The sequence below is a fragment of the Kribbella lupini genome (genome assembly GCF_039529595.1).
GTDB lineage: Bacteria > Actinomycetota > Actinomycetes > Propionibacteriales > Kribbellaceae > Kribbella > Kribbella lupini.
The window spans coordinates 1,745,494-1,764,499 of the sequence record NZ_BAAANC010000002.1; the positions used below are offsets into that span (position 1 = coordinate 1,745,494).

The 19,006-nt window shown below is 71.0% G+C and carries 18 protein-coding genes and 1 tRNA gene; 12 read left to right on the plus strand and 7 right to left on the minus strand.

The window, feature by feature from the left end; genetic code table 11:
• Positions 1-38: 38 nt before the first annotated feature.
• A complete protein-coding gene (locus tag ABD235_RS21610; RefSeq protein ID WP_344176774.1) occupies positions 39-1,907 on the minus strand; it encodes a hypothetical protein in 1,869 nt (622 codons plus the stop codon).
• A gap of 184 nt (positions 1,908-2,091) precedes the next feature.
• Between ABD235_RS21610 and ABD235_RS21615 the strand changes: the two genes are divergently transcribed.
• Positions 2,092-2,769, plus strand: coding sequence for a cyclic nucleotide-binding domain-containing protein (locus ABD235_RS21615; protein WP_184801658.1), 678 nt, complete (start codon positions 2,092-2,094; stop codon positions 2,767-2,769).
• Positions 2,770-2,886: 117 nt separating this feature from the next.
• On the opposite strand, the gene ABD235_RS21620 is transcribed toward ABD235_RS21615, so the two are convergent.
• From ABD235_RS21620 to sp36, 4 genes are all read right to left on the minus strand, one after another.
• Positions 2,887-3,675, minus strand: coding sequence for an MBL fold metallo-hydrolase (locus ABD235_RS21620; protein WP_344176776.1), 789 nt, complete (start codon positions 3,673-3,675; stop codon positions 2,887-2,889).
• Complete coding sequence (locus tag ABD235_RS21625) at positions 3,675-4,508, minus strand: NUDIX hydrolase (protein WP_344176778.1); 834 nt, start codon at positions 4,506-4,508, stop codon at positions 3,675-3,677. The genes ABD235_RS21620 and ABD235_RS21625 overlap by 1 nt, the downstream gene beginning before the upstream one ends.
• 106 nt (positions 4,509-4,614) lie before the next feature.
• Positions 4,615-5,076 (minus strand): RidA family protein, encoded by a 462-nt coding sequence (locus ABD235_RS21630; RefSeq protein WP_344176781.1) that lies wholly within the window; start codon positions 5,074-5,076, stop codon positions 4,615-4,617.
• The gene (gene sp36 / locus ABD235_RS21635; RefSeq protein ID WP_012918129.1) at positions 5,073-5,234 is read right to left on the minus strand and encodes a Sp36 family protein; all 162 of its coding nucleotides are present in this window, start codon (positions 5,232-5,234) and stop codon (positions 5,073-5,075) included. The genes ABD235_RS21630 and sp36 overlap by 4 nt, the downstream gene beginning before the upstream one ends.
• A gap of 62 nt (positions 5,235-5,296) precedes the next feature.
• On the opposite strand from sp36, the gene bagA reads away from it, so the two are divergent.
• The 5 genes from bagA to ABD235_RS21660 all read left to right on the plus strand — a co-directional run bounded on the left by bagA (position 5,297) and on the right by ABD235_RS21660 (position 13,268).
• A complete protein-coding gene (gene bagA / locus ABD235_RS21640; RefSeq protein WP_344176785.1) occupies positions 5,297-6,247 on the plus strand; it encodes an ATPase BagA in 951 nt (316 codons plus the stop codon).
• A complete protein-coding gene (gene bagB / locus ABD235_RS21645) occupies positions 6,244-7,365 on the plus strand; it encodes an ArsA family ATPase (RefSeq protein WP_344176787.1) in 1,122 nt (373 codons plus the stop codon). Before bagA ends, bagB begins: the two co-directional genes overlap by 4 nt.
• A 160-nt stretch (positions 7,366-7,525) precedes the next feature.
• Positions 7,526-8,176 carry a phosphotransferase gene (locus ABD235_RS21650; protein ID WP_344178706.1) on the plus strand — a complete coding sequence of 217 codons (651 nt, stop codon included), beginning with the start codon at positions 7,526-7,528 and terminating at the stop codon, positions 8,174-8,176.
• Between the two features lie 85 nt (positions 8,177-8,261).
• Positions 8,262-10,616 (plus strand): endopeptidase La, encoded by a 2,355-nt coding sequence (gene lon, locus ABD235_RS21655; protein ID WP_344176789.1) that lies wholly within the window; start codon positions 8,262-8,264, stop codon positions 10,614-10,616.
• A 252-nt stretch (positions 10,617-10,868) separates the two neighbouring features.
• Complete coding sequence (locus ABD235_RS21660) at positions 10,869-13,268, plus strand: transglycosylase domain-containing protein (RefSeq protein WP_344176791.1); 2,400 nt, start codon at positions 10,869-10,871, stop codon at positions 13,266-13,268.
• Positions 13,269-13,337: 69 nt separating this feature from the next.
• Here ABD235_RS21660 and ABD235_RS21665 read toward each other — a convergent pair whose 3' ends face one another.
• A complete protein-coding gene (locus tag ABD235_RS21665) occupies positions 13,338-13,805 on the minus strand; it encodes a GatB/YqeY domain-containing protein (protein ID WP_344176794.1) in 468 nt (155 codons plus the stop codon).
• A 26-nt stretch (positions 13,806-13,831) separates the two neighbouring features.
• Here ABD235_RS21665 and ABD235_RS21670 point away from each other — a divergent pair, with 26 nt between their 5' ends.
• Both ABD235_RS21670 and ABD235_RS21675 read left to right on the plus strand, forming a co-directional pair.
• A complete protein-coding gene (locus ABD235_RS21670; RefSeq protein ID WP_344176796.1) occupies positions 13,832-14,767 on the plus strand; it encodes a metallophosphoesterase in 936 nt (311 codons plus the stop codon).
• A 46-nt stretch (positions 14,768-14,813) separates the two neighbouring features.
• Positions 14,814-14,887, plus strand: a tRNA-Pro gene (locus ABD235_RS21675).
• A 46-nt stretch (positions 14,888-14,933) separates the two neighbouring features.
• On the opposite strand, the gene ABD235_RS21680 is transcribed toward ABD235_RS21675, so the two are convergent.
• Positions 14,934-16,058, minus strand: a complete 1,125-nt coding sequence (locus tag ABD235_RS21680) for a serine hydrolase domain-containing protein (RefSeq protein WP_344176798.1) — start codon at positions 16,056-16,058, stop codon at positions 14,934-14,936.
• A 37-nt stretch (positions 16,059-16,095) separates the two neighbouring features.
• On the opposite strand from ABD235_RS21680, the gene lipB reads away from it, so the two are divergent.
• From lipB to ABD235_RS21700, 4 genes are read left to right on the plus strand one after another with little or no spacing between them, the layout of a single operon-like run.
• Positions 16,096-16,734, plus strand: coding sequence for a lipoyl(octanoyl) transferase LipB (gene lipB, locus ABD235_RS21685; RefSeq protein WP_344176800.1), 639 nt, complete (start codon positions 16,096-16,098; stop codon positions 16,732-16,734).
• Positions 16,735-16,751: 17 nt separating this feature from the next.
• Positions 16,752-17,219 (plus strand): hypothetical protein, encoded by a 468-nt coding sequence (locus tag ABD235_RS21690; RefSeq protein ID WP_344176802.1) that lies wholly within the window; start codon positions 16,752-16,754, stop codon positions 17,217-17,219.
• Positions 17,212-17,910 carry a carbohydrate-binding family 9-like protein gene (locus tag ABD235_RS21695; RefSeq protein ID WP_344176804.1) on the plus strand — a complete coding sequence of 233 codons (699 nt, stop codon included), beginning with the start codon at positions 17,212-17,214 and terminating at the stop codon, positions 17,908-17,910. The genes ABD235_RS21690 and ABD235_RS21695 overlap by 8 nt, the downstream gene beginning before the upstream one ends.
• A 54-nt stretch (positions 17,911-17,964) precedes the next feature.
• A complete protein-coding gene (locus ABD235_RS21700) occupies positions 17,965-18,990 on the plus strand; it encodes a hypothetical protein (protein WP_344176806.1) in 1,026 nt (341 codons plus the stop codon).
• Positions 18,991-19,006 lie beyond the last annotated feature (16 nt).

Genomic DNA, 19,006 nt, shown 5'->3' on the forward strand with positions numbered 1-19,006 from the left:
GCGGCCGGGCGCTCGGCGGCGGGGAGCTCCCGGCCGCGTCAGTCCGGTACGGCGGTCAGCGGCGCGGTGCGCAACGGGACGGTGATCGTCAGGTGCCGCCCGCCGGGGTGCGGAACCGGCGGGTCGATCGCGTTCAGCCGGATCGCCAGCTCGTCCAGTACGGCGACCGTCGAGGCGAGATCCGTGACCGCCGTACCGTCCGGCGGCAGCTTCGTCTCCGCCTCGGTGGGCGGGTCGTCGCCGAAGTAGCGCGCGGTGTCCGTCCCGACCAGCCAGCAGGCCAGCGAGATCGTGACCTGCCCGAGCGCGTGGATGCTGACCCGCACGTCCGCGTAGTAAGAGGAGCCCTCGTCGGCGATCCGAGCCGTGGTCGCACGCTCCTGCCCGTCGGCGTCGCCCGGCAGCAGCTCCCGTACGGCGGCCTCGACCGCGGTGGCCAGCAGGTCGTCGTACGAGGACAGCCCCGGCCGAGCCTCGTCCTCGTCCTGCCGCGGCACCCACGCACTGGCCCACTGGTCGCCCGCCTGGACACGGGCCCGGGCGAACTCGACAGCCGTACCGATACGCGCTTGTTCGGCAAGCAGTTCGATCACACCGCGCATGCGGCTCTCGTCGGCGTACCAGGAGCTGTACGCCGCATGCGCGGCCAGCGCCGCCCGGACGCCGCGCTCGGCCGGGGCACCTCCGTCGGCGTCCCCATCTCCGCTGGCGTCCCCATCCCCGCTGGCGTCCCCGTCCCCGTCCGCGTTTCCGCCGACCTCGGCGTCCGCGTCCTCGCCAGCATCCGCATCCCCGCCGGCGTCCCCATCCGCGTCCGCGTCCGCGTCCCCGTCGGCGTCCGCGTCCCGGTCCCCGTCGGCGTCGGCGTCGGCGTCGGCGTCGGCGTCGGCGAGCACAGCTGCCCACCAGGCCTGGCCCGCCAACCTGTCGCCGTCCGCCAGGTCCGCCAGCTCGTCCAGCCGCCGGAGCCGACCCAGGGCTCGAACCAGCTGGTGCCGGAAGACCAGGCTCGTGTCACCGCCGCCCGCGGCCCTCCGGCGGAGTTCGTCGACCTCGCCGTGGTCGGCCAGGTAGGCGGCGAGTACCTGGACCGACGGGCGCTCACCGGCGTCGGCGCGCGCCCGCAGCTCGTCGACCAGCCCGTGCGCCGCTCGCAGACGGGCCGCCTTCCTCGGCGCACCCCGCTGGTCCGAGGCGTCCAGCACGGCCAGGGCCTCGTCGATCCGGCTCCCGCCTGCCTCGTCGACCCAGCTCCCGCCTGCCTCGTCGACCCGGCTGTCGCCGGCCGCGTGGGCCGTCGGCTCCTCCACCTGCCCCTCCTGGGCGAGCGTCTCGATCGGCACACCTGCCTCGTCGTCACCACCGGCGGCGTGGAGACGCGGATCGTCCGCCCGCTTCTCCGCCCGGTACGTGGCCAGGCGGACCGAGCTGGCAGCCAGCGCACGCAGCTCGTCGGTCCGGTCGAGCTCGCGCAGCAGTGTCCGGAGCCTGGGCTGATCGGCGGGCAGCCGGCTCGCCTTCAGCTTCTCGACGGCTTCGTCGAGCCGGCCGTCCAGCAGCAGATCGTCGACGTACGTCGTCGGCTCCGGCGGGTACACGGCAATGTCCCGCCCACGGATCAGCTGGACGAGCTCCGCGCCTCGCTCGCCGACGAACTGCCGCAACTGCACCTGGTCGGCGTCCGGATCGGCTTCGAGCAACCGGATCGCCTCGTCGAGGCGCCCGTACTTGCGGAGCAGGAGGACGAGAATCCCCCGGTGCCGCGGCTCCTCGCTCGCCCGCAGCAGCTCGGCGGCCTGGTCGACCTCCCCCTGCCCGGCCAGCAGCCACGCCTGGCGGACCACGTCGGAGCGCTGCTCGACGGGGCCCTTGGCGCCTGCGAAGCGTTTCCTCAGCCACTCGAGCACGCCTCATCCTGCCCCGCCCAGGAGGCCGTCGGACGGCCTTCCCGGCGCGTCCCGGGCCACCTAAATGGCGGTTCCGTGACCGGAGGAAGTACGGTTTTGAGGCGGCCGGGTGCTTTCTGCCCGGCGCCGAAGGGGCTCGCAGCCCCTTTCGAAGCTTGCAGTAGAGGTCCGAGGAGGCCATTTCGTGGACGCCGCAGTGCTCCGACAGGCACCGCTGTTCAGTCAGCTCGACGACGAGGCAGCGACCGCGCTCGCCGCGTCGATGACCGAGAACCGGCTGCGCCGCGGCCAGGTGCTGTTCCACGAAGGCGACTCCGGCGACCGGCTGTTCGTCGTGGTCGAGGGCAAGGTGAAGCTCGGCCGCACCTCCGCGGACGGCCGGGAGAACCTGATCGCCGTGCTCGGCCCGGGCCAGATGTTCGGCGAGCTGTCGCTGTTCGACCCCGGACCCCGCTCCGCGACCGTCACCGCCGTCACCGACGCGTCGATGATGTCGCTGACCCACGACGAGCTGCTCCGCTGGCTGGCCGGGCGGCCCGAGGTCGCCCGCGGCCTGCTGCTCCAGCTCGCGTCCCGCCTGCGCAAGGTCTCCGACGTCGTCGCCGACCTGGTCTTCTCCGACGTACCGGGCCGCGTCGCCAAGGCCCTGCTCGACCTGGCCAGCCGCTTCGGCCGGACGGCGGACGACGGCGTGCACGTCCACCACGACCTGACCCAGGAGGAGCTCGCCCAACTGGTCGGCGCCTCCCGCGAGACCGTCAACAAGGCCCTCGCCGACTTCGCCTCCCGCGGCTGGGTCCGCCTCGAGCCCCGCTCGGTCGTCCTGCTCGACGTCGAGCGCCTCCAGCGCCGAGCCCGCTGACCCCATGGGCCGGGTGCGCTGACCGCGACGGCGGCCACGCGGACCGCCCTACCCCCGAGCGCCCGCGCCGCACCAGCTACCGGTACGCCGTACCGGCAGCTCCCGGCCGACGGCCGGTCAGCTGTTCAAGTACTCCAGCTGGGCCCGCACCGATCTCTCGGCTGCGGGCCACAGCTTTTTGTCGACGTCGGCGTAGACGTTCTCGACGACTGCTTCCGGGGTGGTGTGGCCGGCGGCTACGGCGGCGCGGACCTGGTCCAGGCGGTCGCGGCGGTGGTCTAGGTAGTAGGTGAGCACCCCGGTCGGGTCCTCGATGACCGGACCGTGGCCCGGGAGCAGGCGGGCGACGCCGGCGGGTGAGTTGGCGAAGGCCCGGAGGCTTTCGAGGGACTCGAGATAGGGGCCCAGGGCACCGTCCGGGTGGGCGACGACCGACGTACCGCGGCCGAGGACGGTGTCGCCGGTGAGCAGCGAGCCGTCCTGCGGGAGCCAGAAGCAGACCGAGTCGAGCGTGTGGCCTGGCGTCGGGAGGACCTCGATCCGCAGGTCGCCGGCGCCGATCACGTCGCCCTCGGCCAGGCCGTGCGCGTGGTCGGTCGGGATCCGGTACGCCGGGTCGACCGCGCGGACCGGGCAGTTCGCCTGGTTCGCGAACCAGGCGGCGCCTTCGGAGTGGTCGAAGTGGTTGTGGGTGAGCAGCACCGTCTCGACCGTCGCGCCGGCCGCCGCGACGGCGTCCAGTACGGCGCGCAGGTGCTCCTCGAGCAGCGGGCCGGGGTCGACGACGACGGCCCGGTCGGAGTCGGGGGCGCGCAGGATCCAGGTGTTGGTGCCGTCGAGTGTCATCGGGCCCGGGTTCGCGGCGAGCACGCGGGCGGCGTACGGGGTGAGCTGCTCGGCGGTCATCACGACTCCGTGGTCTCGAGGAAGGCCTGGTCGTTCTCGATCCGCACGGTCGGCTGCACGGGCGTGATCCGGCGGTCGGTGGCCGAGTCCAGTACGGCGGCGACGTCGGCGTACGGGGTGAGGTCGCGGCAGCACAGGTACGTCGGCGGCAGCATCAACATCTCGCCGGCGTCGACGGCCGCGACGGCGTCGGCCGGGCGCATCCAGGCGACCTGGTCGGACTCGCTGGTCACGTCGCGGGTGACCTGGCCGGCCGGGAGTGCCGCGACGAAGAAGCGGGTGTCGTAGCGGCGGGGCTCGAACTCGGGGGTGATCCAGTGCGCCCAGGGGGCGAGCAGGTCGGCCCGGAGTACCAGACCGCGCCGGTGCAGGAACTCGGCGAACCCCAGCGAACGGTCCTCGAGCGCTACCCGGTCAGCCTCCCAGTCCGCGCCGGTGGTGTCGCTGACGACGGTCTCGGTGGACTCGCCGGCCAGCAGGACGCCGGACTCCTCGAACGTCTCCCGTACGGCGGCCGCGACGTACGCCGCCGCCGTCTCGGCCGAGCACCCGAGCCGCTCGCCGAACCACTCGGGCGGGGGACCTTCCCACGAGTCGGCGATGCTCGAGTCGGTCGCGTCCACGCGCCCGCCCGGGAAGACGGTCATGCCCGCGGCGAACGCCATCGACTGCTGGCGCCGGAGCAGATAGACCTCAGGCCCTGCCGAGGCGTCCCGGACCAGGATGACCGTCGACGCCGGCCGAGGCTCGACCGCCGCACGGCCCTCCCGCACATGCGCGAGAGCCACCTCCGCCATCCGCCCGGACAGCAGCTCAGACCTCAGATCACGCACTGCTCGTACCTTCCGATGGGAGTTGGGGAGGCGCCGCGCCCTCGGACCGAGCCGGCCGGTAGGTGGGGGCAGGGCTTTGCCTGGCCACCACCTGTCGGCGTACGGGTCAGGCGACCTCGACGATGAGCTCTACCTCGACCGGGGCGTCCAACGGCAGGACCGGGACGCCGACGGCGCTGCGGGCGTGCTGGCCGGCTTCTTCGAAGACCTGGCCGAACAGCTCGGAGGCGCCGTTGGCGACCTGGGGCTGGCCGGTGAAGTCGGGGGTGGAGGCGATGAACGCCACCGCCTTGACGATGCGCTTGACGTTCGCCAGGTCGCCGATCTCGGCCTTGACCGCGGCCAGGGCGTTCAGCGCGCACTGCTGGGCGCACTCGGCGGCCACCTCGGCGGTGACCTCGCCGCCGACCTTGCCGGTGGCGATCAGGGCGCCCTCGCGCAGCGGCAACTGGCCGGAGGTGTAGACCAGATTGCCGGTCCGGACCGCGGGGACGTACGCGGCGACCGGCTTGGCGACGTCGGGCAGCTTCAGCCCGAGCGCGGCCAGGTTCTCCTCGGGGTGGCTCATGACTCGGTGATCTCCCGCTTGAAGTAGGCGACCAGGTTCTCCGGGTTCAGCCCCGGGACGACCTGGACCAGCTCCCAGCCGTCCTGGCCGAAGTTGTCCAGGATCTCCTTGGTCGAGTGGACCAGCAGCGGCGCGGTGAAGTACTCGAACTTCTTCATGAGGTGGACTCTAACGGGCGTCGTGGACGGTGTGCTGTGGGCCACGTCCTACGCTGGGGACCATGGCGAGGCTGCATGTGGTGACCGGCAAGGGCGGCACCGGGAAGACGACGGTGGCCGCCGCCATGGCGCTGTCCCTGGCCGACGAGGGCAAGCGGGTGCTGCTCGTCGAGGTCGAGGGGCGCCAGGGACTGGCCCAGCTGTTCGACGTACCGCCACTGCCGTACGTCGAACGCCGGATCGCCGTCGGACCCGCGGGCGGTGAGGTGTTCGCGCTGGCCGTGGACGCCGAGGCCGCGCTGCTGGAGTACCTCGACATGTACTACCACCTCGGCCGGGCCGGGAAGGCGCTCGACAAGGTCGGCGCGGTCGACTTCGTCACCACCATCGCGCCCGGGCTGCGCGACGTGCTGCTGACCGGCAAGGTGTACGAGGCGACCCGGCGCAAGGCGCACGGCAGGCTCGCGTACGACGCGGTGGTGCTGGACGCGCCGCCGACCGGCCGGATCGGCCCGTTCCTGAACGTCAACCACGAGGTCGCCGGGCTGGCCAAGATGGGCCCGATCCGCAACCAGGCGGACGCGATCATGGGCATGCTGCGCTCCGACGTGACCCGGATCCACCTGGTCACGCTGCTGGAGGAGATGCCGGTTCAGGAGACCCTGGACGCGGTCGGGCAGCTCGAGGCGCTCGACCTGCGGATCGGTTCGATCGTGGTGAACATGGTCCGGCACAGCCCGCTCGACGACGAGACGCTGGCCCTTGCGGTGAAGGAGAAACTGCCCGCCGCCGAGCTGGCCCGTGGTCTGAAGGCGACCGGGATCTCGGCGAGCAAGCAGATGGTGAGCACGCTGGCGGCCGAGGCGCGCGACCACGCCGTACGGATCGGCCTGGAGCGTGAGAACCGCGACCGGATCGATGCCTTGGGCAAGCAGGTGACGGAGCTGGCGCTGGTGCCGGACGGGATCGACCACGGGGCTTTGTTCGACCTGGCTGAGGAGCTGCGTTCGTGACCGCGCTGGATCTGGATGCGTTGATCGACGACCCGAAGACGCGGATCGTGGTGACCTGTGGTGCGGGCGGGGTCGGCAAGACGACCACCGCGGCGGCGCTGGGACTGCGGGCGGCCGAGCGGGGGCGGAAGGTCGTCGTACTGACGATCGATCCGGCCCGGCGGCTGGCGCAGTCGCTCGGGCTGACCGAGCTGGACAACACACCGCGCGCGGTGAAGGACGTCGACGGCGCGAACGGCGGCAGCCTGGACGCGATGATGCTGGACATGAAGCGCACCTTCGACGAGGTGGTGCTGGCGCACGCGACGCCGGAGAAGGCCGAACAGATCCTGGCGAACCCGTTCTACGTCGCGCTGTCGTCGTCGTTCGCGGGGACGCAGGAGTACATGGCGATGGAGAAGCTCGGCCAGCTGCACAAGCAGGCCGAGCGGACCGGCGAGTGGGACCTGATCGTGGTCGACACCCCGCCGTCGCGTTCTGCCCTCGACTTCCTCGACGCGCCCGAGCGGCTGGCCTCGCTGCTGGAGGGCCGGTTCCTGCGGCTGCTGCTCGCGCCGGCCCGGGGGCCGCTGCGGCTGATGTCCGCGGGCGTGAACCTGGCGATGTCGGTGATGAACAAGGTCCTCGGCGCGCAGGTGCTGACCGACGTCCAGACCTTTGCGGCCGCGTTCGACACGCTGTTCGGCGGGTTCCGGGAGAGGGCGGAGAAGACGGTCGCGCTGCTCCGGGAGCCGCACACCGCGTTCCTGGTCGTGGCCGCGCCGCAGAACGACGCGCTCCGCGAGGCCTCGTACTTCACCGACCGGCTCCGCGAGGAGCGGATGCCGCTCGCGGGCGTCGTACTGAACCGCGTGACCACGACGCACGCCCCCGATCTGTCGGCCGAGCGCTCCCTGGCCGCCGCCGAGAAGCTGACCGAGGCCGGCAAGTCGGACCTGACCGCCGCCGTCCTCCTCCTGCACGCCGACCGCATGCAACAGGTCGTCGGCGAGACCAAACGCGCCGACCGCTTCCGCCGGGGCCACCGCGCGATCGCCACCGTCGACGTCCCCGCCCTCCCCGACGACGTCCACGACCTGGCCGGCCTCCGCACCATCGGCGACCTGCTGACCGCGTGACGTTCACCGCCGGCTGGAACTCGTCCCAGCGGACGGCAGCGGTTGCCTGGATCCAAGAGCAGCTGGACAGGTACGGAGCGACACTCACCGGCGAGATCTCAGCACCGCGCCTGATGCCCTGGTCGGCGACGATGCGGGTCCCGTCGAGCGCGGGGACGCTCTGGTTCAAGGCGAACGGCCGCGGTACGGCGTACGAGCCGCGGCTGCTGGTCGCGTTGCAGGCCCGGGCACCGCGTTGGACACCTACCGTCGTCGCCGTGGACGACCAGCGGGCCTGGTCCCTGACCGAGGACGGTGGCGAGCAGCTCAAAGTCGCGGCTGGCGGTGCAGGCTGACCCTCGCCTGTGGGAGCGAGCCTGGCTCCGGAGCAGTCGCACTCGCTGCCGACCACGCGCGGTGGTGCGCGGAGCTGGCCCGGAGCGGCATCGCCGCCACCCTGCAGCACGACGACCTGCACGACGACAACGTGCTGATCGGCCGCTCCGGTGACGTGCGGTTCCTCGACTGGGGCGACGCGTCGGTCAGCCACCCGTTCGGCGTACTGGTCGGGGTGCTGGACGGTGTCCGCCGCGATCCGCGCTTGGCCGGTGACGAGCACCGGCTGCGGGACGCCTATCTGGAACCATGGACAGCGGAGCACGAACGCGCACACCTGGTCGCGGTGAGTGACCTCGCCGACCGGGTCGCCCGCATCGGCCGGGTGCTCAACTGGCACCGGCTGCTGGCGCCGCTGGATCCGGCCGAGCGACGGCAGTACGCCGAGGCGCTGGCGGGCTGGCTCGCCGAGGCACTGCCCTCGTCTTCGCCGTGAGCGAACGGCGAGGGGCCTGGGAATGACCAGGTCACGTCCACCGTTGAGCCTGTCAGACTCAATCTTCAAGTGAGGGTGTGACAGCGTGACTGAGACGTTGAATCTTCCTGTTCTGCCGTTGGACGACGTCGTGGTCCTGCCTGGAATGGTCGTGCCGGTTCGGCTGGCCGACACCGAGGCCCGGGCTGCGATCGACGCGGCGCAGGCGTCCGGGCAGGACAAGGTGCTGCTGGTACCGCGCCTGGACGGAAAATATGCGAAGGCCGGGACGCTCGGTGAGATCGAGCAGATCGGCCGGCTGCCGGGCGGCGCCCAGGCGGCCGTGATCCGGGGTACCGCCCGGGTCCTGATCGGCGCCGGGACCACTGGTCCGGGTGCGGCCCTGTGGGTCGGCGCCACGGTGCTGAACGAGATCACCGACGCCCAGTCGGCGGAGCTCTCCCGCGAGTACAAGTTGCTGGTCACCAGCGTGCTGGAACGCCGCGGTGCCTGGCAGGTCATCGACTCGGTGAAGCAGGTGAACGCTCCGGCCGAGCTGGCCGACCTGGCTGGCTACGCGTCGTACCTGAACGACGCCCAGAAGCTGGAGCTGCTGGAGAACGCGAACGTCACCGAGCGGCTGACCAAGCTGATCGGCTGGGTGAAGGACCACCTGGCCGAGCTCGAGGTGTCGGAGTCCATCCAGAAGGACGTCCAGGAGGGGATGGAGAAGCAGCAGCGTGAGTTCCTGCTTCGCCAGCAGCTCGCGGCCGTCCGCAAGGAGCTGGCCGAGCTGGACGGCAAGGCCGAGTCCGAGGAGGAGGACTACCGGGCCCGCGTCGAGGCGGCCGACCTGCCGGAGCACGTCCGCAAGGCCGCGCTCGCCGAGGTCGACAAGCTGGAGCGGACCGCGGAGCAGTCCCCCGAGGTCGGCTGGATCCGGACCTGGCTGGACACCGTGCTCGAGCTGCCCTGGAACGAGCGGACCGAGGACGGCTACGACATCCGTGAGGCCAGGGCGATCCTGGACGCGGACCACGCCGGCCTGGACGACGTGAAGGAGCGCATCACCGAGTACCTGGCCGTACGGCGCCGCCGCGCGGACCGTGGCCTCGGAGTGGTCGGTGGCCGCCGCAGTGGCGCCGTACTGGCCCTGGTCGGTCCTCCTGGTGTCGGCAAGACCTCGCTGGGCGAGTCCGTGGCCCGTGCGATGGGCCGGAAGTTCGTCCGGGTCGCGCTGGGTGGTGTCCGGGACGAGGCCGAGATCCGTGGTCACCGGCGGACGTACGTCGGTGCGCTGCCGGGCCGGATCGTCCGGGCGATCACCGAAGCCGGTTCGATGAACCCGGTGGTGCTGCTGGACGAGATCGACAAGGTGGGCGCGGACTACCGGGGTGACCCGACCGCGGCTCTGCTGGAGGTCCTGGACCCGGCGCAGAACCACACCTTCCGGGACCACTACCTCGAGGTCGAGCTGGACCTGTCGGACGTGGTCTTCCTGGCCACGGCGAACGTGCTCGACTCGATCCCGGCTCCGCTGCTGGACCGGATGGAACTGGTGCAGCTGGACGGGTACACCGAGGAGGAGAAGGTCGTGATCGCTCGCGACCACCTGCTCCCGCGGCAGCTCGAGCGGGCCGGCCTGACGGCCGAGGAGGTCAACGTCGAGGAGTCGGCGCTGCGCCTGCTCGCCGGCGAGTACACCCGCGAGGCCGGCGTACGGCAGCTGGAGCGGTCGATCTCCCGCGTACTGCGGAAGGTGACGGCCAAGCTGGCGCTCGGCGAGGACCTCGGTGGATCGGTGACGGTCGCCGCGGACAACCTGAAGGCCTACCTGGGATCGCCCAAGTTCACGCCGGAGTCGGCGGAGCGGACGGCGCTGCCGGGAGTGGCGACAGGCCTGGCCGTGACGGGTGCCGGTGGTGACGTGCTCTTCATCGAGGCGTCGCTGGCGGACAAGGAGACCGGTCCGACCGGTGTCACGCTGACCGGTCAGCTGGGTGACGTGATGAAGGAGTCGGCGCAGATCGCGCTGTCCTACCTGCGCTCGCACGGCGCGGAACTGGGACTGCCGGTCGGTGACCTGGCCGAGCGGAACACCCACATCCACGTACCGGCCGGAGCGGTCCCGAAGGACGGGCCGTCGGCGGGTGTCACGATGACGACCGCGCTGGCGTCGCTGCTGTCCGGGCGGCCGGTCCGCTCGGAGGTCGCGATGACCGGTGAGGTGTCGCTGACCGGCCGGGTGCTCCCGATCGGTGGCGTGAAGCAGAAGCTGCTCGCCGCCCACCGGGCCGGACTGACCACGATCCTGATCCCGAAGCGCAACGAGCCCGACCTCGAGGACGTCCCCGCGTCCGTCCTGGCCGAGCTCACCGTGCACCCGGTCAGCGACGTCCGCGAGGTGCTCGAGCTGGCGCTGGTCCCGGCGCAGGTCGACGCCCGGCAGTACGCCGCCTGATCGACCCGGTCCGCCGGCCCTCGTGGCCGGCGGACCGGAGCAGGAACCCCCTGACGGCCGACCGACCCACCTGTCCCGGCGGATCGGTCGGCCGTCCTCCTTTCGGATGATTTTTCGCGCGAGGGTCAGGCCGGTACGTCGTACCGGCTGCTTCGCGCCCGCTGCAGACGTTCAACGGGCCTTGATGGTTGGCGTGACGTAGATCACATGCTCGACTACGGCGTGGCTCGGCGATCCCGTAGGCTCTGACGCATGCGCGTCAGGGAGAAGGGCGACCGCGGCGTCGTCCAGTCGGTGGTTCTGTTCCTCGGAGTGAGTGTCCTGTCGGGCGCGCTCGCCGCCGGTCTGGCGATCCCGTTCGCGGGACTGGCCGGGTTCACGACCGAGAAGACCCACGAGACACTCCAGGACCTCCCCCAGGAACTGAAGACCGCTCCACCCGCGCGGACCAGCAAGATCGTCGCCGCCGACGGCTCGCTGATCGCCTACCTGTACGAGCAGAACCGGGTCCCGATCACGCTCGCCCAGGTCAACCCGATCATGCGCAAGGCGATCGTCGCGATCGAGGACGACCGCTTCTACGAGCACGGCGCGCTGGACGCCAAGGGCACGCTGCGCGCGATGCTGCGCAACCAGTCCGAGGGCTCCGTGCAGCAGGGTGGTTCGAGCATCACGCAGCAGTACGTGAAGCTGAGCCTGATCGCGAAGGCGAAAACCCCCGAGGAGTACCAGGAGGCGACCGCGTCCACGTACCAGCGCAAGATCGCCGAGCTGCGCTACGCGGTGGCGGTCGAGAAGGAGTTCTCCAAGGACGAGATCCTGGAGAAGTACCTGAACCTGGCGAACTTCGGTGACGGCGCGTACGGCGTCGAGGCGGCCGCCCGGCACTACTTCTCCACCACCGCCGCGAAGCTGACCCTCCCGCAGGCGGCGCTGCTGGCCGGCCTGGTGAAGAACCCCACCGGCTACGACCCGACCAACAGCCCCAAGCGGGCCAAGGACCGCCGCGACGTGGTGCTGCGCCGGATGCAGGAGCTCAACGTCATCACCGCCAAGCAGGCGACCGACGCGATCCGCACCCCGGTCTACGACCCGAAGAAGGTCAACAAGGTCCCGAACGGCTGCGCCGCGTCGGACTACCCGTTCTACTGCGAGTACGCCTACTCCAAGCTGCTCGAGAACCCGGCCTTCGGCCCGGACGAGAAGAGCCGCGCGCACTACGTGAAGACCGCCGGCATCACCGTGAAGACCTCGCTCGACCCGAAGATCCAGCGCGCCGCCGAGGCCGCGATCAAGTCGAAGTCGAAGCCGGCCGACACCACGATCGCCGCGGTCACCATGGTCCAGCCGGGCAGCGGGCTGGTGAAGGGCATGGCGCAGAGCAAGCCGTACGGCGACGGGACGAACCACACGACGTCGTACAACTACAACGTCGAGAAGACCTACGCCGGTGGCTACGGCGGGTTCCAGAACGGGTCGACGATGAAGGCGTTCACCATCGCCGCCGCGATCCAGCAGGGCATCCCGCTGAACTACCGGATCAACTCGCCGTCGCCGATCGACCTGAGCGGGGTCAAGTTCAAGACCTGCACCGGGACCACCAGCGATCCCGACTACCACCCGAAGAACTCGACCCGCAGCGGTGACCTGACCATGATCGAGGCGGCCAAGGCCTCGACCAACACCTACTTCCTGCAGCTGTCCCAGCGCACCGGGCTGTGCGCGATCGCCACCATCGCGGCGAAGCTGGGCATGCGGGACGCGCAGACGCTGCAGCCGCTGCAGCAGGTCATCTCGATGACGCTGGGCGTCGACAACGTCAGCCCGCTGATGCTGGCCAACGCGTACGCGACCTTCGCCGCCCGCGGCAAGTACTGCAAGCCGCTGGCCGTCACCTCGATCACCAGCGCGGCCGGCAAGCCGATCAAGACGCCGGGCATCGACTGCAACCAGGCGCTGGAGCAGCCGGTGGCCGACGGCGTGAACCGGGTTCTGCACGAGGTCATGGGCAAGGGCGGCACCGGTAACCGGCTGAACTTCGGCCCCAGCGACCTGGCCGGCAAGACCGGAACGATCCAGGACAACAAGGCCGTCTGGTTCTCCGGCTACTCCTCGACGATGGCTGCGGCCTCCGTCGTCGCCGACGCGAAGCTGCCGTACACGAACCTGATGTACGGCCACACCCTGAACGGCAAGGACATCGCCGACCCGAGCGGTTCGGGCACCGCCGGACCGATCTGGGAAGCCGCGATGCGCGCCGCGCTGAAGGGCACGGCCGAGACGCACTTCGTCCCGCCGAGCGACAAGACCATCCGCGGCGACGTGAAGGACCTGCCGTTCGTCACCGGCATGTCGGTCCAGGACGCGACCAACCGGCTCCAGGGCGCCGGCTTCCAGGTCACCGTGGCCCCCGGCCAGGTCGACTCGCAGGAGGCGACCGGCACGGTCGCCTACACGTCCCCCCGCCAGCGCGACGGCGCTCCGGAGGGCTCGCTGGTCACCATCTACATCTCCAACGGCAAGAACGGCCAGCAGCCACCGCCCCCGCCGACCAGCCCGCAACCCCCGAACCCGCCCAACACGGGCAAACCAGGCGGCAATCCCCAGTGCCCGCCGTGGCACCCGAAGTACCCCAACTGCGGGGGACGCTGACCTGAATCACCAGAGGGCCTTCCCCCCAAGGGAAGGCCCTCTGGTGTTCCACGGACTGCCGCGCTCTGGTCAGGCGCCGAGTTGGCGTTTGACCTCGGCGGAGACGGCGCCGCCGTCGGCCTTGCCCTTGACCTTGGGCTGGAGGGCGCCCATCACCTTGCCGATGCCGCGCGGGCCGAGCTCGGCGGCGCCGGTGGCGGCGATGGTCTCGGTGACCAGGGCGGCGATCTCCTCGGCGGTGAGCTGCTCGGGCAGGTACTCGGCGAGGATGTCCGCCTCGGCCTGCTCCTTGTCGGCCAGCTCGGCGCGGCCGGCGTCGCGGTAGGCGGTGACGGACTCGCGGCGCTTCTTGGCCTCGGCGGTCAGGACGTCGAGCACCTCGGCGTCGGACAGCTCGCGGGCCTCCTTGCCGGCCACCTCGGCCTTCGTCACGGCCGTCAGTGCCATCCGCAGCGTGGACTTGCGGATGTCGTCGCGGGCCTTGAGGGCCGCGGTCATGTCGTCGTGCAGGCGTTGCTTCAGCTCGGAGTTGGACATAGGGGAGATTGTGGCAGGCTGGAGCAATGAGCTTCCGGGGGCTGGCCACAACGACGCTGAAGACCGCAGGTGTGATCGGCGCGGTGGGCGCCGCCTGCGTGGGGTACGCGGCGGCCGTCGAGGTGCGCTGGTTCACGTTGCGCCGCTTCACCGTCCCGGTGCTGCCGCCGGGCGCGGACCCGCTCAAGGTGCTGCACCTGTCCGACCTGCACCTGATGCCGACCCAGGAGAAGAAGATCCGCTGGGTCAACGAGCTGGCCCGGCTGGAGCCGGACCTGGTCGTCACCACCGGCGACAACCTCTCCTCGCCCGACTCGGTGCTCCCGCTGCTGCGCGCCTACGGCGCACTGCTGGACCTGCCGGGCGTGTTCGTCTTCGGCTCCAACGACTACTGGAAGCCGCACTTCAAGAACCCGGCGAACTACTTGCTCCCGGCCAACAAGCAGAAGCACAAGCCGCACGGACCGGACCTGCCGTTCGAGGAGATGCGCAGCGCCTTCACCGACGCCGGCTGGGCCGACCTGAACAACCTCAAGGCCACGCTGAAGGTCAACGGCCTGCGGCTCGACTTCGCCGGCACCGACGACCCGCACATCAAGCGCGACCGGTACGCCGAGGTCGCCGGCGAGGTCGACTCCTCGGCCGACCTCTCGATCGGCGTCACGCACGCGCCGTACCAGCGGGTCCTGAACGCGTTCGTCGGCGACGGGTACCCGCTGATCCTGGCCGGGCACACACACGGCGGGCAGCTCGCCGTACCGCTGTACGGCGCTCTGGTGACCAACTGCGACCTGGACACCTCCCGGGTCAAAGGCCTGAGCACGTGGGGGTACGAGGACCGTCAGGCCGCCCTGCACGTGTCCGCGGGACTGGGCACTTCGCCGTACGCGCCGGTGCGTTTCGCGTGCCGTCCGGAGGCGACTTTGCTCACGTTGGTGCCCCGGATCCATGCCGCCGATTAACCCGATTTCGTCCCAGGCCAGGGCGCATGTAAGCTGACTCCGGCTTCGGGCTGTGGCGCAGTTTGGTAGCGCGCGTCGTTCGGGACGACGAGGTCGCAGGTTCAAATCCTGTCAGCCCGACAGAAGAGGGCGGTGACTCGCAAGAGTCACCGCCCTCAGTCATTTCTCACGCCGGTACGACGTCCGCGAGCGGCCGCCAGAAGTACCCGAAGTCGTCCCGCGGCCCGTCCACCCAGCGCTGCGAGAACACGACGCCGATCAGGTTCCGCGACGGATCCACCCACGCGCTGGTCCCCGCCCCGCCGAACCAGCCGTACCGCCCGACCGACGTCCACGGCTCGGTCACCGCCGTGTCGATCGCGACGCCGAGCCCCCACGACATCGCCGGGCCGCACAGCTCGGAGATCCCGGCCCGCCCCTCGGGCGTGAGCTGGTCCGTGGTCAGTTGCTCGCGCAACTCGCGCGGCAGCAGCCGGTCGTCCGCCAGCGCCGCGAGGAACGTCAGGTAATCCTCGACGGTCGACACCAGTCCCCCGCCGAAGCTCTCGAACGCCCGCGCCTGCTCGAACGCCCCGCCGTACTCGCCGAACTCCTGGCCGCCGTCGGCCAGCGACCGGTAGGCGGTCGGCAGCGTCTCGCCGTCGGCCTGGAAACTCGTGGCCCGCATCCCCAGGGGCCCGGTCACCCGCTCCCGCAGTACGGAGCTCAACGACGTACCGGCGACCCGGCCGAGCAGCACCGACAGCACGTCCATGCCTGCGTGGTAGAGCCAGCGAGTCCCCGGCTGGTACGCCAGCGGGACCCGCGCGAAGCGGGCCATGAACTCGTCCGGCGTCATGAACGGCGGCAACGGCCCTTGGTGCACCAGCTCGACGTACTCCTTGGCCACCGGCAGCTCGGCCGGCAAGGCGCCCTGTCCCAGCGTCATCGCCAGCAGATCCCGGACGGTGATCGGGCGGTCCGCCGGTACGGTCCGGTCGACCGGTGCGTCGGGTGCGACCAGCACGCGCGGCTCGGCCAGCTCGGGCAGCCACTGGGCGACCGGGTCGTCCAGTGCGAACAAGCCGTCGGCAACCATCGACAGCGCGACCACCGCGCCCACGGGCTTGCTCAACGACGCGATGCGGAAGCGCGTGCCGGTCCGCATCGGCTGGTCGGAGTCGAAGGCGAGCGTGCCGGTCGCGTAGTACGACGTCCGGCCGGCGTACCGGATGGCGGCGGTGAAGCCCGGCGCCTGGCCGTCGGCGACCTGCTGGTCCAACGAGCGCCGCACCGGGGCGAAGTCAGTCATGACCGTCACGCTAAACGGGTCCACCTACAGTGGACGGGTGAGCGTGCTGCAGCGGGTGGATCTGGGCGAGGTCGAGTACGAGGTGGCCACCAAGGACATGAAGTCCTGGGTCGAGGAGCGCACCGACGGGACGGCGGGCGACCGGCTGTTCCTGCTGAGCCATCCGCAGGTCATCACGTACGGGTCGCGGACGTCGCCGGCCGATCTCCCGGCCGAGACGGCAGGGATCCCGGCGGTGGCGGTCGATCGTGGCGGCTTCGCGACGTACCACGGCCCTGGCCAGCTGGTCGGTTACCTGGTGATCGACCTCAAGCAGCGCGGCGCGGTCGACGTCGTCCGCTGGGTCGAGAACGGCCTGATCACCGCGCTCGGCGAGCTCGGCTTCCCGCTCGTACGCCGGGAGACGCCGCGCGGCGAGAGCAGCCTGGTCGGCGTCTGGACCGAGGACCACCGCAAGCTCTGCTCGATCGGGATGCGGATCCGCCGCGGCGTGACCAGCCACGGGTTCTCGATCAACGTAGATCCGGCGATGGACGTGTTTCACACGTTCACGACCTGCGGCCTGCACGACGTCACGATGGTCTCCCTGGCCGAGCTCGCGGCCGAGCAGGGCCGACCGGTTCCTACCGACGCCGAAGTCCGCGACGCGGTGGCCGCCGCGCTGGGAGCCGTCTGACCCAGTAGCCTGCGGCCATGGGCGAAGCCGACGACGAGGTCACCCGGCCGCTGCCGGAGGAGACCGGCGATGGCGATCAGAAGCCGGCCTGGCGGTTCGACGTACCGCCGGTTCCGCCGCTGCTGATCCTCGCGGTGGTCGGGGTGCTGGCCGGCTTCGTCACGATCGGCATGGTGTGGCTGAGCGAGCGCGGGTGCGAGCGGTTCCGCGACACGTCCAACTGCGGCGCCTGGGGCTTCCCGCTGCTGGTGCTGACCGTCGTGGTCGCGATCGTGCTCGGCGCGACCGCGCTGAGCCGCCTCGCGATGCCGCACCCGCGGCTGGTCGCGTTCCTCGGCGTCGGCTTCATGCTGCTCGTCGTGCTCGGCTTCCTCGCCGACGATCTGTTCAGCACCTGGACCCTGCTGGTGCTCCCGGTCCTGACTGCGACTACCTTCCTGCTCGCCCACTTGCTCGCCGGACTGCTGGAGCGCGCCGATGCCTGATCTGCCCCGCTACAAGGCCCACCGCACCACCACCTCGCCACCGATCGACGGCACGCTGACCCACCCGGCCTGGGCGGAGGCGGCCTGGACCAGCGACTTCGTCGACATCCGCGGCGACCAGCCGGCACCGTCGTACCGGACCCGGGCCAAGCTGCTGTACGACGACGAGTACCTGTACCTCGGCGCTGAGCTCGAGGAGCCGCACGTCTGGTCGACGATGACCGAGCAGAACACGTTCCTGTACGAGGAGAACAACTTCGAGCTGTTCCTCGACCCGGACGGGGACCGGCTGAACTACTACGAGTTCGAGATCAACCCGCTCGGCACGATCTGGGAGCTCACGCTGCCCAAGCCGTACGCCGACGGCGGCGTCGCGATCGACCCGACCAACCTGCCCGGCCTGCGGACCGCCATCCACGTCGACGGCACGCTGAACGACCCGAGCGACGCCGACGCCGGCTGGAGCGTCGAGGCGGCCTTCCCGTGGGCTGAGCTGGCGCGGCACACCCACGCCTCGACGCCGCCGCAGCCCGGCGACGAGTGGCGGATGAACCTGATGCGGGTCGAGTGGTCGCACGACGTCGTGGACGGCGCGTACCGCAAGGGCTCGCAGCAGGACTTCTGGGTCTGGTCGCCGCAGGGCGAGGTCGACATGCACAAACCGGAGCGCTGGGGCGTGCTGGAGTTCTGACGGGGTACCTACCCCGCCTGTGGAACTGAACCGGGCGGGGTGACAATGAGTGATGTGGAATCTTGGGGCGGCGGGTACGACGACGACCTGTCGTACCTGATCGACCTGGTCGAGCACCCGGACCCGTTGCGCACAGCAACCAGCTCCCGGCGGGCCGCGGTCCGGACCGCGGCCGAGGGCGACCAGGTGGTCGCCGCGATCGAGCGGGCCTGCGAGAGCGATCCCCGGATGGCGCTGCGGCTGGTGGCCGGGCTGTCGAGCTACTGGTGGTCCCGCGGGCTGCAGGACGAGGCCTCGGCCGCTGCCGAGCGGGTGCTCGGCATGCTGGGCCGGACCGTGCCGCCGGGGCTGGAGGAGGAGTACTTGCTCGCTGTCCTGCACGGAGCCTCGTCGGCCGAGCAGGAGCAGCTGGAGCTGGCTCAGCAGGTGGTGCTGGACGGCGTGGGCCCGTTCAAGTACCCGGTGACCGTCCTGCTGTGGTCGCTGGTGTTCGGGCCGTTCGAGTCCAGTACGACGGTTGCCGACGTACTGGCTCGGCACGAACGGGACGGGGACGCGTGGACCCGGGCCGCGGTGGAGCTGGTCAAGGGGTACCCCGGGCTGGTCGACATCGCTCCGGCGGAGGCCGAGCAGTCGCTGCGGATCGCGCTGGCGCGCTTCCGGATGCTGGAGGACCGCTGGGCGATGTTCCTGGCGCTGACCGGCCTGCGGCAGATCACCGACGACCTCCTGCCGGTCACCAGCGAGGCCGTGGAGCTGGCGGAGGAGCTGGGCCTCGACGAGGAGGCCGGGCTGCTCCTGTGCGAGCGCGGCGACCTGCATCTCCGCGCGGGACAGCTGGAGGCGGCCCGAGCCGATTACGCGCGGGCACTGGACCTTGCCGAGGCCTCCGAAGACACAGAGTCCGCCGCTGCCGCCCAGATCGGCCTGGCCCGGGTCGCCCGCCACGCCGGCAACCTCATCTGCGCCCGCGAACATCTGGCCACGGTCCTCGCCACCTGCCCGGAGGACCACGCCGACGCCCGAGCAGAAGCCACCCACGAGCTCCAGGCAGTCTGCGCCGCCGAAGCCACGGCCTAGCCGGGCCATGTGGTGG

Coding starts and splice junctions, on each gene's coding strand:
- ABD235_RS21620 (WP_344176776.1), bottom strand. CDS start 3,675: ATGACCGCCGAGCAGCTCACCCCGTACGCCGCCCGCGTGCTCGCCGCG.
- ABD235_RS21630 (WP_344176781.1), bottom strand. CDS start 5,076: ATGAGCCACCCCGAGGAGAACCTGGCCGCGCTCGGGCTGAAGCTGCCC.
- sp36 (WP_012918129.1), bottom strand. CDS start 5,234: ATGAAGAAGTTCGAGTACTTCACCGCGCCGCTGCTGGTCCACTCGACC.
- ABD235_RS21660 (WP_344176791.1), top strand. CDS start 10,869: ATGCGCGTCAGGGAGAAGGGCGACCGCGGCGTCGTCCAGTCGGTGGTT.
- ABD235_RS21670 (WP_344176796.1), top strand. CDS start 13,832: ATGAGCTTCCGGGGGCTGGCCACAACGACGCTGAAGACCGCAGGTGTG.
- bagA (WP_344176785.1), top strand. CDS start 5,297: ATGGCGAGGCTGCATGTGGTGACCGGCAAGGGCGGCACCGGGAAGACG.
- ABD235_RS21665 (WP_344176794.1), bottom strand. CDS start 13,805: ATGTCCAACTCCGAGCTGAAGCAACGCCTGCACGACGACATGACCGCG.
- ABD235_RS21695 (WP_344176804.1), top strand. CDS start 17,212: ATGCCTGATCTGCCCCGCTACAAGGCCCACCGCACCACCACCTCGCCA.
- ABD235_RS21680 (WP_344176798.1), bottom strand. CDS start 16,058: ATGACTGACTTCGCCCCGGTGCGGCGCTCGTTGGACCAGCAGGTCGCC.
- ABD235_RS21690 (WP_344176802.1), top strand. CDS start 16,752: ATGGGCGAAGCCGACGACGAGGTCACCCGGCCGCTGCCGGAGGAGACC.